At 30.9% G+C, this 13,966-nt stretch carries 10 protein-coding genes; all 10 read left to right on the top strand.

Annotated features, from left to right (window positions below):
• The first annotated feature begins 3 nt into the window (after window positions 1–3).
• Window positions 4–1,278: a nickel-dependent lactate racemase gene (larA, locus tag CLJU_RS10605; RefSeq protein WP_013238810.1), complete on the top strand. Its 1,275-nt coding sequence runs from the start codon at window positions 4–6 to the stop codon at window positions 1,276–1,278.
• Window positions 1,279–1,315: 37 nt separating this feature from the next.
• The gene (locus CLJU_RS10600; protein ID WP_013238809.1) at window positions 1,316–2,104 is read left to right on the top strand and encodes an electron transfer flavoprotein subunit beta/FixA family protein; all 789 of its coding nucleotides are present in this window, start codon (window positions 1,316–1,318) and stop codon (window positions 2,102–2,104) included.
• Between the two features lie 200 nt (window positions 2,105–2,304).
• Window positions 2,305–3,513: an electron transfer flavoprotein subunit alpha/FixB family protein gene (locus CLJU_RS10595; RefSeq protein WP_013238808.1), complete on the top strand. Its 1,209-nt coding sequence runs from the start codon at window positions 2,305–2,307 to the stop codon at window positions 3,511–3,513.
• Between the two features lie 27 nt (window positions 3,514–3,540).
• A complete protein-coding gene (locus CLJU_RS10590; protein ID WP_013238807.1) occupies window positions 3,541–4,953 on the top strand; it encodes an FAD-binding oxidoreductase in 1,413 nt (470 codons plus the stop codon).
• A gap of 235 nt (window positions 4,954–5,188) precedes the next feature.
• Window positions 5,189–5,743, top strand: a complete 555-nt coding sequence (locus CLJU_RS10585; protein ID WP_013238806.1) for a hemerythrin domain-containing protein — start codon at window positions 5,189–5,191, stop codon at window positions 5,741–5,743.
• A gap of 270 nt (window positions 5,744–6,013) precedes the next feature.
• Window positions 6,014–9,256 carry a DEAD/DEAH box helicase gene (locus CLJU_RS10580; RefSeq protein WP_013238805.1) on the top strand — a complete coding sequence of 1,081 codons (3,243 nt, stop codon included), beginning with the start codon at window positions 6,014–6,016 and terminating at the stop codon, window positions 9,254–9,256.
• A gap of 245 nt (window positions 9,257–9,501) precedes the next feature.
• The gene (argC, locus tag CLJU_RS10575) at window positions 9,502–10,536 is read left to right on the top strand and encodes an N-acetyl-gamma-glutamyl-phosphate reductase (protein WP_013238804.1); all 1,035 of its coding nucleotides are present in this window, start codon (window positions 9,502–9,504) and stop codon (window positions 10,534–10,536) included.
• Window positions 10,537–10,639: 103 nt separating this feature from the next.
• Window positions 10,640–11,860 carry a bifunctional glutamate N-acetyltransferase/amino-acid acetyltransferase ArgJ gene (argJ, locus tag CLJU_RS10570; protein ID WP_013238803.1) on the top strand — a complete coding sequence of 407 codons (1,221 nt, stop codon included), beginning with the start codon at window positions 10,640–10,642 and terminating at the stop codon, window positions 11,858–11,860.
• A gap of 37 nt (window positions 11,861–11,897) precedes the next feature.
• Window positions 11,898–12,752 carry an acetylglutamate kinase gene (gene argB / locus CLJU_RS10565; RefSeq protein ID WP_013238802.1) on the top strand — a complete coding sequence of 285 codons (855 nt, stop codon included), beginning with the start codon at window positions 11,898–11,900 and terminating at the stop codon, window positions 12,750–12,752.
• Window positions 12,753–12,764: 12 nt separating this feature from the next.
• Window positions 12,765–13,937 carry an aspartate aminotransferase family protein gene (locus CLJU_RS10560; protein WP_013238801.1) on the top strand — a complete coding sequence of 391 codons (1,173 nt, stop codon included), beginning with the start codon at window positions 12,765–12,767 and terminating at the stop codon, window positions 13,935–13,937.
• Window positions 13,938–13,966 lie beyond the last annotated feature (29 nt).

Genomic DNA, 13,966 nt, shown 5'->3' with positions numbered 1-13,966 from the left:
ATTATGTCTAAAGTATGTTTACCTTATAGTAAAAAGACAATTGAAATTCAAATTGATGATAAAAATTTAGTTGGAGTTTTAAGGTCAAGGGCAGAAGATTACAAACCTCAATTTGGGGAAGCTGAAATAGTTGAAAGGGCATTTGATAATCCCATTGCTTCACCTAAATTGGAGGATTTAGTAAAGGGTAAAAAAGATATGGTTATAATAACCAGCGACCATACAAGACCTGTACCAAGTAAAATAATAACACCAATACTTTTAAAAAGAATAAGAAGGGTAAATCCAGATATTGATATAAAAATTTTAATAGCAACAGGATTTCACAGGGCTACTACTAAAGAAGAACTTATAGATAAATTTGGGAAAGATATAGTTGAAAATGAAAATATAATAATACATGATTCTAGAGACGAAGAGAGCCTTGTTAAAATTGGAACACTTCCTTCTGGTGGAGATCTCATAATAAACAAAATTGCTGCTGAAACTGAACTTTTAATAGCAGAAGGTTTTATAGAATCTCACTTTTTTGCAGGATTTTCAGGAGGAAGAAAGAGCATTTTGCCTGGGATAGCTTCTGCAAAGACCATAATGGCAAACCATTGTTCTGAATTCATAGCAAGCCCTTATGCAAGGACAGGTAAGCTTAACAATAATCCTATACACAGGGACATGTTATATGCTGCAAAAAAAGCGAAGCTTGCATTTATAGTAAATGTAGTTATAGATGAAGATAAGAAAATAATAAATGCTTTTGCAGGAGACAGCAGGATTGCCCATGAAGAGGGATGTAAATTTGTGATGGACTTATCTAAAGTTGACAAAGTCCAAGCTGATATTGCCATTTCGACAAATGGAGGATATCCACTGGATCAAAATATATATCAGTCAGTTAAAGGCATGACTGCAGCTGAAGCTACTTGCAAAGAAGGCGGTGTAATAATAATGGTAGCTGCATGTGATGATGGTCATGGCGGTGAAGGATTCTATAATAATTTGGCAAATGTAAATTCTCCAAAGGAGTTTTTAGAGAAAGTTTCTAAAGTGCCTAGAGGAGAAACAGTACCAGACCAATGGGAATCTCAAATACTTGCAAGAATACTAAGTACACATACTGTAATAATGGTCACAGATATGTGTGATCCTGAAATTATAAAAAATATTCATATGCAGCACGCTTTAACTATTTCTGAAGCTTTAACTAGGGCATATGACATTATGGGAAAAGATGCTAAGGTAGCAGTTATTCCTGATGGAGTTTCAGTTATTGTAAGTTAATTTATAAATTCATATAAAAATTTTGGAGGTAACTTAAATGGATATATTAGTATGTATAAAACAGGTACCAGGAACTTCTAAAGTTGAAGTTGATCCTGTAACTGGTGTTTTAAAAAGAGAAGGTATAGATTCCAAAATGAATCCTTATGATCTGTATGCACTTGAAACTGCACTTAGGATCAAAGAAGAAAAAGGAGGAACAGTAAAAGTTATAAGTATGGGACCTCCCCAGGCTGCTGACGTTATAAAAGAAGCTTATATGATGGGTGCAGATGAAGGTGTGCTGCTTTCAGACAGAAAATTTGCAGGAGCTGATGTACTTGCAACTTCTTATACTATTGCTCAGGGAATAAAAAAAATGGGACATATAGATTTAATATTATGTGGAAAGCAGACTACAGATGGAGATACTGCACAAGTTGGACCTGAAATGGCTGAATACTTGCAAATACCACATATAGCTAATGCACTTAGTATAGAAAAGGTTGAAGAAAAGTCCATGGTAGTGAAAATGGATATGCCAAATACAGTTGAAGTAGCTGAAATAAAATATCCTTGTCTTTTAACAGTGGAAAAAGATATATTTCAGCCTAGACTTCCATCTTATAAAAAGAAACTTGAAACCAAAGATAGAGAAGTAAAAGTATTTGGGTACAAGGATTTTGAAGATAAGGATGAAAATAAATATGGATTAAATGGATCTGCAACCCAGGTAGAAAGAATATTCCCACCAGAAGTGAATAATGATAAAGAAATGTGGAAGGGAAATGGAATTGAACTTGCAGATAGACTTTCAAAAAAGCTTAAAGAACTTAAATTTATCTGATGGCTACCTACTGTAACACTCCCACTTTTATCAAAGAGGGAGCTAACAGTATCTACGCCCCTAGATAATTCAGCTAAACTTAGTGGGAGAAACAAAACTCTAAAGAGAAAGCGACTATCACCAAATCAAAGATTTGGGATATCTGCTTTTTCCACTAAGTAAGATTCATTGATAGATTAAAGTTTCAAGGAGGAATTGATATGGGTAAATTAATAATAAATGAAAATAAGCTTACTCCTTCAATTATAGAAGAATTGATTGGAATATGTCCATTTGGAGCAATGGAAAATAAGGATGGAAAATTGGAAATAAGTGCTGCTTGTAAAATGTGCAAGATGTGTGTGAAAAAAGGACCTTGTGGGGTAGTTGAATTTATAGAAGATGAAATTAAGCAAATAGATAAAAGTTTGTGGAAGGGAATAGCTGTATATGTAGATCATGTAGAAGGAAATATACACCCTGTAACCTATGAACTTATTGGAAAATCAAGGGAGCTTGCAGCTAAAATAAAACATCCTGTTTATGCAGTTTTTGTTGGATGCAATATAAAAGACAAAGCAGAAGAATTGCTGCATTATGGTGTAGATGAAGTATTTGTATATGATTATAATGAGCTTAAAGATTTTAGAATAGAGCCTTATACTGCAGCTCTTGAAGATTTTATAAACAAAGTAAAACCTTCGACATTTTTAGTTGGTGCAACTACAGTTGGAAGGTCACTGGCACCTAGAATAGCAGCTAGATTTAGAACTGGACTTACAGCTGACTGTACTGTACTTGACATGAAGGAAAATACAGATCTGGTTCAAATAAGACCTGCATTTGGAGGAAATATAATGGCTCAAATATTGAACCCAAATAACAGACCACAACTTGCCACTGTTAGATACAAGGTTATGAATGCACCTGATAGGTCAGAAAAAATATCGGGTAAAATAACTGTACAATCTATGGATAAAAATAAACTTAAATCAGATATAGAAGTATTAAAAATAATCAAGAAGAAAATTGAAGAGGAAATATCTGAAGCTGATGTAATAGTTGCGGCAGGAAGAGGAATTAAATCCGAGAAGGATATGGAACTTATAAAAGAACTTGCTAATTTAGTTGGAGGACAAGTTGCTTGCACAAGACCTCTTATAGAATCAGGATGGTTAGATGCAAAGAGACAGATTGGTCTTAGTGGAAGAACAGTTAAACCAAAACTTATAATAACTTGTGGTATATCTGGTGCTATACAGTTTGTAGCAGGAATGAACAATTCAGATCTAATTGTTGCAATAAACAAAGATCCGAAAGCTCCTATATTTAATGTAGCAAACATAGGTATTGTAGGAGACATATATGAAATTGTACCTAAACTTATAGAAAATATAAAGTCTGGTAAAAATTTGTGCAAAGCAATCTAAGGCATATTTTAGTTTGGAGGAAATGATATGGAAAAGTGTATTGAAAAGTATAAAAAATTGGACAATACTGATATAGATTTTTTAATAGATTTACTTGGAAAAGATAGAGTTTTTGTGGGGGAAGACATAAACGCAGATTACAGCCATGATGAGTTAGGAGGTGTAAGTAAATATCCTGATGCAATGGTAGAAGTACTGAATGCACAAGAAGTATCAAAGATAATGGCCTATGCATATAAAAACAACATTCCAGTAGTGGCAAGAGGGTCAGGCACCGGTCTTGTTGGTTCATCTGTTCCAATAGAAGGTGGAATAATGATAAATTTAACAAAGATGAACAATATACTTGAATTGGATGAAGATAATCTTACATTGACACTAGAACCTGGAGTACTTCTAATGGATATAGGCAAATTTGTAGAAAGCCATGATTTATTTTACCCACCAGATCCTGGTGAAAAATCTGCAACAATCGGTGGAAATGTAAGTACTAATGCAGGAGGAATGAGAGCTGTTAAGTATGGAGTTACAAGGGATTATGTAAGAGGACTTGAAGTAGTTCTTCCTAATGGTAAAATATTAGAGTTTGGTGGGAAAATTGTAAAAAATAGCTCCGGTTATAGCATAAAGGATTTGATATGCGGTTCAGAAGGTACTCTTGGAATAATTACAAAGATAATACTAAAACTAGTGCCACTTCCTAAAAAATCAATAAGCCTTCTTATACCATTCCCTGACTTAAATAGGGCTATAAGCACGGTACCTAAAATAATAAAGTCAAAAGCTGTACCTACTGCTATAGAATTTATGCAAAGAGAAGTAATACTTGCAGCAGAAGAATTTTTAGGCAAGAAATTCCCGGATAACTCTTCGGATGCCTATTTACTCCTTACATTTGATGGAAATAGCAAAGAGCAAATAGAAGGAGATTATGAAAAGGTAGCAGATATATGCTTAAAAGAAGGTGCGCTGGACGTATATATTACAGATACTGATGAAAGAAAGGAATCCGTTTGGTCTGCAAGAGGTGCTTTCCTTGAAGCTGTTAAGGCGACTACTACGGAGATGGATGAATGTGACGTTGTAGTACCTAGAAATAGAGTAGCGGAATTTGTTAAGTACACAAATGACGTTCAAGACAAATTTAATATTAGAATAAGAAGTTTTGGACACGCAGGTGATGGGAATTTACACGTTTATATTTTAAAAGATGACTTATCAGAGGGTGAGTGGCATAAAAGATTAAGCGGTGTATTTGATTGTCTGTACAAAAAATCTGAAGAACTGGAAGGTGCAGTTTCAGGAGAACATGGAATAGGATATGCTAAAAAGAAATATATAAAAAGACAATATGGAGAAGATTATATTGAACTTATGAGAAATATAAAACTTGCATTTGATCCTAAAAATATACTAAATCCAGATAAAGTATGTGAATAGTTAGAGGGAATCTCTAAAGAGAATTTGACATATGCAGTGGGATATATGCTGCCAATTTTAACACCGTTAAAACTTATGAAAAAGTTTTTTAAATGTGTTTTCAATTTTGGCAGTATATTTTTGTATAAGTTTAAATTGCATTTCTTACACCTTTTTGTTTTTATATCTAAGGATACTTAATATAAAAAAGGCTAATCCTATAATAGTATAAGTATAACAAGAAAGGTATGAGTTTATGGATGGAATTGATTTAATGATTGAGGAACATAAAAACATAAAAAGGATGTTAGTGGTTATTAGAAAAGCATGTTTAGGTATTATGAACGGAAAAGGAATTGATTACGGAGATTTTGAAAAGATAATTGACTTTGTAAGAAATTATGCAGATAAAAATCATCATGAGAAGGAAGAAAAAATCTTATTCAATAGAATGATAGATGAGATTGGAGGAGCAGCTGAGAAATTAGTTAAGTTTGGAATGCTTGTTGAACATGACTTTGGAAGACTATATATTAAGGAGCTTGAGGAAGGAATTGCTAGGGTTAAGGCCGGTAACAATGAGGCCAAACTTGACATAATTGCTAATGCTATATCTTATACGCATTTATTGACTAGGCATATAGATAGGGAAGACAATGTTGTTTATTCTTTTGCCAAGAGAGAACTTTGTGAAGAAACATTAAATAAAGTCAATATAGAATGCGATAAATTCGAAGAAAAAATGTATAGAGATGGTGTTCAGACTAAGTATATTCGGATATTAGAATTGCTTGAACAAAAGTACAAATAAGATCTAATTACTTATAAAAATTAACTGTAGTTTTATTAACCATGTCTAAAAAGGCAAGAAAATGGTCATTGAGGAGTTTTATGTTGAAATACATGAATACATCTCATCTTTGTTTACGATGCTGAGAAAAATCTATCATAAGAATTAAAATATGTGTGAAAAAGTATGCTAAAATTGCTTAATTAGCGTGCTTTTTTTACTTTCAATCAGTTATAACTTATTTATGATATAATAAAAAGATTGAAAAATTTAAATTTATAGGGAGAAGTTATGTTAACTGAAGATGCATTGTTACAAATATTTAATGAACAAACTACAGGTGAAAATTATTTAAAAGGTCACAGAGTTCTAGACAATGATCTAGTGTCCTCCATAGATATAATAGATGAAGACAAATTAATTTGTATAGAGGGAAATGTGATTTCAGAAAATCTTTTTAACGAATACAATACTAAGATTGAAATGGATACGAGTAATAAAAGCATTTTTTCTACATATTGCAGTTGCCAGGATTATGAAAAAAATGAATTTAAAAAAACAAACTACTGCTGTAAACATCTCACAGCAACTTTTTATAAGGCTCTAGGGGATTTAGTTCAGCATGAAGCTTTAAAAGATGATGATATAAATAGTATATTTAAAAATAAAAGTAATGTTTTATCCTTGCTTTTAGGAGATGAAAAAGATAGGGAAGAATTAAAAATAGAGGTTTATATAAATAAAAACCAATGGAATGGTAATATAACAGCTGAATTTAAAATAGGAGTGAAATCCACAAGTTCAAGTAACCTCTATGTTTTAAAAGATATAAATCATTTTTTTACATGCTATTATAATAATGTTCCTATAAAATATAGTAAAAATTTTACCTTTGATATAAAAAAGCAAAAGTTGTCCACTAAGGATAAGAGACTCATTTCCTTTATAGAAACTTTGAAGGAAATGGAAAAAGATTATAAATATTTTCGTAAAAAAGGTGACGAATGTGTAAGTGGAAAGTACATTATCATTCCTAAGTATTTAGTTAGAGAATTTTTTGAAGTTATAAAAAAACATAGAATATATTTAAATGAAGGATTTTTTTCTAGACCTATAGAAACAGAAATCCTATTTGAAAATCCAGCTGTGGAGTTTGACTTGAAAACTATAAAAGACAATTATGTTCTAAAATCTTTATCGGGTATGCCAGAGTCTCTTAGCTCTAAAAATGATGTCTTCTTATATGGCTCTACTATATATCTGCCAGACTATGAATTCTGCTATAAAATAAATCCTTATTTGAAGGTATTTAATGAAGCTAGAGTAGTAACTATAGATAAAGCTCAGGAAGATACTGTATTAAAAAAACTCATTCCTAATCTCAATTTTTTATCAGATAGAGTTACTTTGTCAAAGACTATAAGAAATAAGGTAGTAATTGATAAGTGTAAGTTTAACTTTTATTTTAACAAGGAAAGTAAGGATATTACACTTGTTCTAAAAGTTAAATATGGACAATTTGAATTTAATATTTTTGAAGATTGTGATGAAAAGATTATATATAGAGAATCTAAAAGGGAATCTCAAGTTATTGGAATTCTCATGTCACTAGGATTTGAAGAGGTAAATGGAAAGTTTTACTTCCTTATGGGTGACGATTATATTTTCAATTTTTTTAAAAATGAAGTATTTAAACTTCAAGAAATAGGAGAAGTTTACTATTCGGAAAATTTTAAAGGCATAAAATCCATAGAGAGTAAGGGTATAAATGGTGATATCAAAACAGGTAAATATAATTATTTTGAAATGGATTTCAAAATAGGAAATATAGATCCAAGGGAAACTACAGGTATATTAAAAGCCTTTAGAGATAACTTGAAATATTACAAGCTGAAAAGCGGAGAATATCTTGACCTTGAAGAATTAGAACTTAAAAGGTTTTTAAAACTTTTAGATGCAGTTTCCTATAATAATATAGAGGATAATAATATAATGATAGATACGAATAAGGCTATCTTTATTGATGGATATTTGGAAGATAACAATATTACATATATAAAGGGAAAAAAAGAACTAAATAGAATAAGAAATAAATTTAAAAATGTAGACAAATTGGAATTTGAAGTCCCAAAAGAATTAAATGCTTCCTTGAGGGAATATCAAAAAGTAGGGTATAAGTGGTTAAAAAATTTAGATTATTTTGGATTCGGTGGAATTCTAGGAGATGAAATGGGACTTGGAAAAACACTGCAAACTATTACTTTTATACTTTCTAGCCAAGGAAGCAAGTCTTTAATTATAGTACCCACATCCTTGGTTTACAATTGGATAGATGAATTTGAAAAGTTTGCGCCTACTTTAAAAGTATTACCTGTTGTAGGGACAAAAGAAGAAAGAGAAACAGATGCTTTTCATATGGAAAACTACGATGTTATTATAACTACATATAACCTTTTAAAAAGGGATTTGAAAATGTACTCTGAAAGAGAATTTGATTACTGTATATTAGATGAAGCACAATATATAAAAAATCCAAATGCTCAGAATACAAAGGCAGCAAAACAAATAAAAGCAAAGACACGGTTTGCTTTATCTGGAACCCCTATGGAAAACTCTCTTATGGAACTTTGGTCTATATTTGATTTTATAATGCCAGGTTATCTATATGATAAAAATAGATTTAGCGTAAGATACTATAAAAAGCTTAAAGAAAGTCCTGAGGTAATTGAAGAGTTAAATAGACTAATAGCTCCTTTTATACTTAGACGTAAGAAAAAGGATGTTATAGTGGAATTACCTGATAAAATAGAAAAGACACTTATGGTTACTTTAGATGATAAGCAGAAAAAGGTTTATAAAACTTACGCAGATCATGCAGTTGACCTCATTGAAAAAAAAGTAAAAGAAGATGAATTTAAGAATAGTAAAATAGAGATACTTTCTTATATAACGAAACTTAGGCAATTATGTTTAGATCCTAGTATATTAATAAATAATTACAGCGGCGGCAATGGAAAAATGGATGCGCTAGTAGAACTTCTTCATAAAAGCATAGCACAAGGACATAGAATACTTGTTTTTTCTCAATTTACATCTGTGCTTAAAAATATAGGGGAAAAAATTTCTGGAGAGAAAATCCCATTTAGTTATTTAGACGGTACTATAAAATTAGAAGAAAGAATAAACATAGTAAAAAAATTTAACAAAGGTAAAAATTCAGTGTTTTTAATAAGCTTAAAAGCTGGAGGAACAGGATTAAATTTAACTTCAGCAGATGTGGTAATTCATTTTGATCCCTGGTGGAATACAGCGGTAGAAGAACAGGCTGCAGACAGGACTCATAGAATAGGGCAAAAAAATGTAGTGGAAGTTATAAAAATTATAGCTAAAGGTACAATTGAAGAGAAGATAGTACTTCTTCAAAATGAGAAGAAAAAGCTTATAGAAAAATTAATGGAAAATAAATTGGTGTCAGGTGAAAATTTAAAGAGTTTTACTGAAGAGGATATACTTGGATTATTTCAAAATAGATAAACAAAGTCATTGGCATAAGATAAATTTCTGTATAGTAACCTTAAAAAATGCATATTTATAATTAAATGAAATTTAGGACAAAGTACTTAATACATTGATAATGTTTGCTTTATATGGAGCTTACTAAAAAAAATATATTTATTTTTATAAAAAATATTGCATATTTATTTATAAAGTCATATAATAACTACATATTTATAAAGTTATATTACTTTTTACATGGAATTAGAAGGGGGCAAATTATATTGGTACAAGTAGGAATTATTGGAGGAACTGGCTATGTAGGTGCAGAGCTATTAAGACTTTTATCAAATCATAATAAAGTGAAAATATCTGCTGTATCTTCTACCAGTTATAGTGGAAAAACTATTTCTAGTATATATCCAAATTTTTATGGAATAAATGAAATTGTATATGGAAATGAAGATGAAGTTATAGAAAAAAGTGACCTTATTTTTTTAGGTCTCCCAAGTGGATTAAGTGAAAGCATTGTGGAAAAGGCAGTGAAAAAAAATAAAATATGTATAGATATGGGAGCGGATTTTAGATTTAAAAGTGAAACTGCATATAAAAAATGGTATAAAAAAGATTTTGAAATAATGGATTTACACAAGAAGTCCGTATATGGGCTTCCTGAGTTAAATAGAAAATATATAAAAGAAGCAAAAATTATAGGTAACCCAGGGTGCTATGCTACATCTGTTGAACTTGCTCTCCTTCCACTTATTTCAGGTGGCTTTATAGAGGAAAAAGGAATAATTGCAGATTGTAAATCAGGGGTAACAGGTTCAGGAAGATCATTAAAGGAAGGAAGCCATTTTGTAAATTGCAATGAAAGTTTTAGTGCTTATAAAGTAGCAAATCACAGGCATACTCCTGAAATAGAAGAAAATTTAAGCAGCGTATCAAAAAAAGATGTTAAATTAACTTTTATTCCTCATTTAATTCCTATAAATAGGGGAATATTGTCTACAGTATATACAACTCCTAAGGATAAAATAGATATGGAAAAATTACATGAAGATTATTGTAAATTTTATAAGGCAGAGCCTTTTGTAAAAGTACTTCCACTAGGAGAAGTAGCAAAAATAAATAATGTTAGACTTTCAAATTATTGTCACATTTCTCTTCACTATGATGAAGAAAACAATAAACTTGTAATAATATCATGTTTGGACAATATGGTAAAGGGTTCTGCAGGTCAAGGAATTCAAAATATGAATATTGTACTGGGGTTTGATGAAAAGGAAGGACTTAATGCTGTTCCAGCTATTTTTTAATCAAAGGCACATTTAAAAAATAACTAGCCACAATGCTAGCCTATTTTGAATCTTTGAATTGTTATTTTCTTTTATATATTTAAATTTTAAGGAGGACATTAGAATGAATTTTGAAATTATAGAAGGAGGGGTTACTTCTCCAAAAGGATTTGTATCTGCAGGGATTAGCTGTGGTATTAAAAAAAGAAATTCAAAGGACTTGGCTCTTATAAAATCAATTAGCCCTTGTAATTCAGCAGGAGTTTATACAAAGAATATAGTTAAAGGAGCTCCACTCATAGTTACTAAAAAGCATCTGGAAAACAAAAAAGCTCAAGCTGTGATTGCAAATAGTGGAAATGCCAATACTTGTACTGGTGAAGAAGGATTAAAAAATGCAGAAGAGATGTGTGAATATGTAGCAAGAGAACTTAAGATTGAAAAAGAAGATGTACTTGTAGCATCTACTGGCATTATAGGAGTTAAATTAAATATTGAAGCTATAAAGAATGCAGTACCTGATTTGGTTAAAAAATTAGATAAGGATGGATATAAAGATGCATCCAAAGCTATAATGACTACAGATACTTTTCAAAAAACTATAGCCATAAAATTAGAACTTGGAGGAAAGACAGTAACTATTGGTGTTATGGCCAAAGGATCGGGAATGATACATCCTAATATGGGAACTATGCTTTCTTTTATAACTACAGATGTAAATATAGATCCAGATCTTTTAGACAAAGCTTTGAAAGAGAGTGTACGAATAAGTTATAACAGGGTTTCAGTAGATGGAGATACTTCAACCAACGATATGGTTGTTATACTGGCAAATGGATTGGCTGAAAATCCACTTATAAATGAAGAAAATGAGGATTACAAATTATTTTTACAGGCACTTAAAAAATTAAATATTGAAGTAGCCAAAATGATTGCAAAAGATGGAGAAGGTGCTACTAAATTAATAGAATGTAAAGCACTAAATGTTTCTAGTGAAGAAAAAGGTGAGATACTTGGCAAATCTGTAATTTGCTCTAATTTAGTAAAAACAGCTTTATTTGGATGCAATGCAAATTGGGGCAGAATACTTGATGCTATAGGATATTCAGGAGTTGAATTTGATATAAACAAGATCCAGGTAACAATGAAAAGTAAAAAAGGAAGTGTCTTAGTATTTGAAAAAGGAGAACCTGTTCCATTTTCAGTGAAAGAGGCAACTGATATATTATCAGAAGATGTAATAGATATAATTATAAACTTTAATTCAGGTAATTATAATGTATGCTGTTGGGGATGCGATCTAACCTATGATTATGTAAAAATTAATGGAGAGTATATGTCTTAAATAGTTGAATTATTATAATGCATAGGGGGCACGGGAGTTGAATTATAATGAAGTGGCTAAAATTTTAGCAGAATCACTGCCATATATTCAGAAATATAGAGGAAAAACAATAGTTGTCAAATATGGCGGTAATGCAATGATAGATGAGGAACTCAAAAAATATGTTATAAATGACTTAGTACTTATGAAATGTGTTGGAATAAATTTAGTAGTTGTCCACGGAGGAGGTCCTTTTATTTCATCTTATTTAAAGAAATTAAATAAGGAGAGTGTATTTATAGACGGACTTAGATATACAGATGATGAAACTATGGATATAGTACAGATGGTTTTAAGTGGTAAAATAAATAAAGACCTTGTTAAATTAATTCAAAGCTATGGTGGAAAAGCTATAGGTCTTTGTGGGCTAGACGGGGCTATGATAAGAGCTAAAAAACTTTGCGAAAAAGTGGATTTAGGAAGAGTTGGAGAAATAACTGAAATAAATACTGAAGTAATTAAAAACTCTATAGACAGCGGCTACATTCCTGTAATAAGCAGTGTGGCACTTGCAAATGATAATGAAGGTGTCTACAACATAAATGCAGATACCTGCAGCTATAGAATAGCTTCTGCACTAAAAGCACAGAATTTAATATTGCTTACGGATGTACCAGGAGTAATGACAGATATAAAGGATCCTTCTACACTTATTTCAGAACTTAAGTTAAAAGATATTTCAAAACTATATGATAATAATATTATAAAAGGTGGAATGCTTCCTAAGATAAACTGTTGTGTTGAAGCTATAAAATCAGGGGTTAAAAGTGCACATATTATTGATGGTAGAGTACCTCACTGTCTTTTAGTAGAATTATTCTCTAAGCAAGGTATAGGAACTATGATTTATTAAGGAGGAAAAAATATGAATTATTTAGATTGTGCAAAGGAATATCTTATGAATACCTATAATCATCTTCCTGTAGTGTTTACTCATGGAAAAGGATGTAAGGTATATGATACTTCAGATAAGGAATACTTGGATTTTACATCAGGTATTGGAGTAATGTCACTAGGTTATGGAAATGAAAATTGGATAAAGGCTGTAGAGAACCAGCTTGAGAAAATACCACATACTTCTAATATATTTTTAAATATTCCAGTACTTGAACTTGCCAAGAAATTTACAGAGCTTTCAAAAATGAGCAAGGTATTTTTCTGTAATTCAGGAGCAGAAGCCAATGAAGGAGCTATAAAACTTGCGAGAAAATATAGCTTTGATAAATATGGGAAAGGTAGATCTACTATAATTACATTAAATAAGAGTTTCCATGGTAGAACTATAACTACACTAGAAGCAACTGGACAAGAAAAATTTCATAATTATTTTTATCCTTTTACAGAAGGATTTAAGTATACTGATGTTGATGTTAAGTCACTAGAAGATACTATTGATTCTACTTGTTGTGCTATTATGATAGAAGCTGTTCAAGGTGAAGGCGGAGTAAATCCTTTAAGTAAAGAGTTTGTAAACAAAGTATTTGAAATAGCTGAAAAGAATGATATTTTAGTTATATGTGATGAAGTACAGTGTGGTATAGGCAGAACTGGAAAGATGTATGGCTTTAATAATTATGATGTACATCCTGATATTATATCTACAGCAAAAGCTCTTGGAGGAGGCCTTCCTATGGGTGCTGTACTCTGCAATGAAAAACTAAAGGATACCTTTAAATATGGAGATCATGGATCTACATTTGGAGGAAATCCAGTTTGTACAGCAGGTGCTATAGAAGTTTTAAATACAATTAGTAAAGAAGGTTTCTTAGATAAAGTAAGTGATAAAGGACAATTTATTAAGGAATACTTTAAAAATAAATCTTCTAAAAATGTAGTAGAAGTACGAGGAATAGGGCTAATGATTGGAGTAGAAATTAAAGGAGAATCTTCAAAGGTACAGAAAAAGGTACTAGAAAAAGGACTTCTTGTTTTAACTGCAGGACCAAATGTAATAAGGCTTCTTCCTCCACTTGTGATTTCAGAAGAAGAATTAGAAAAAGGACTTAACATACTTTATGAAGTTATAGAAAGTATGTAATTTATATTTTTATGCTGCTGTAAAATTAT

The sequence above is a fragment of the Clostridium ljungdahlii DSM 13528 genome (assembly GCF_000143685.1).
Classification (GTDB): Bacteria; Bacillota; Clostridia; order Clostridiales; family Clostridiaceae; genus Clostridium_B; species Clostridium_B ljungdahlii.
This window is presented reverse-complemented; position numbering and strand designations above follow the sequence as displayed.

Coding starts and splice junctions, on each gene's coding strand:
- larA (WP_013238810.1), top strand. CDS start 4: ATGTCTAAAGTATGTTTACCTTATAGTAAAAAGACAATTGAAATTCAA.
- CLJU_RS10600 (WP_013238809.1), top strand. CDS start 1,316: ATGGATATATTAGTATGTATAAAACAGGTACCAGGAACTTCTAAAGTT.
- CLJU_RS10595 (WP_013238808.1), top strand. CDS start 2,305: ATGGGTAAATTAATAATAAATGAAAATAAGCTTACTCCTTCAATTATA.
- CLJU_RS10590 (WP_013238807.1), top strand. CDS start 3,541: ATGGAAAAGTGTATTGAAAAGTATAAAAAATTGGACAATACTGATATA.
- CLJU_RS10585 (WP_013238806.1), top strand. CDS start 5,189: ATGGATGGAATTGATTTAATGATTGAGGAACATAAAAACATAAAAAGG.
- CLJU_RS10580 (WP_013238805.1), top strand. CDS start 6,014: ATGTTAACTGAAGATGCATTGTTACAAATATTTAATGAACAAACTACA.
- argJ (WP_013238803.1), top strand. CDS start 10,640: ATGAATTTTGAAATTATAGAAGGAGGGGTTACTTCTCCAAAAGGATTT.
- CLJU_RS10560 (WP_013238801.1), top strand. CDS start 12,765: ATGAATTATTTAGATTGTGCAAAGGAATATCTTATGAATACCTATAAT.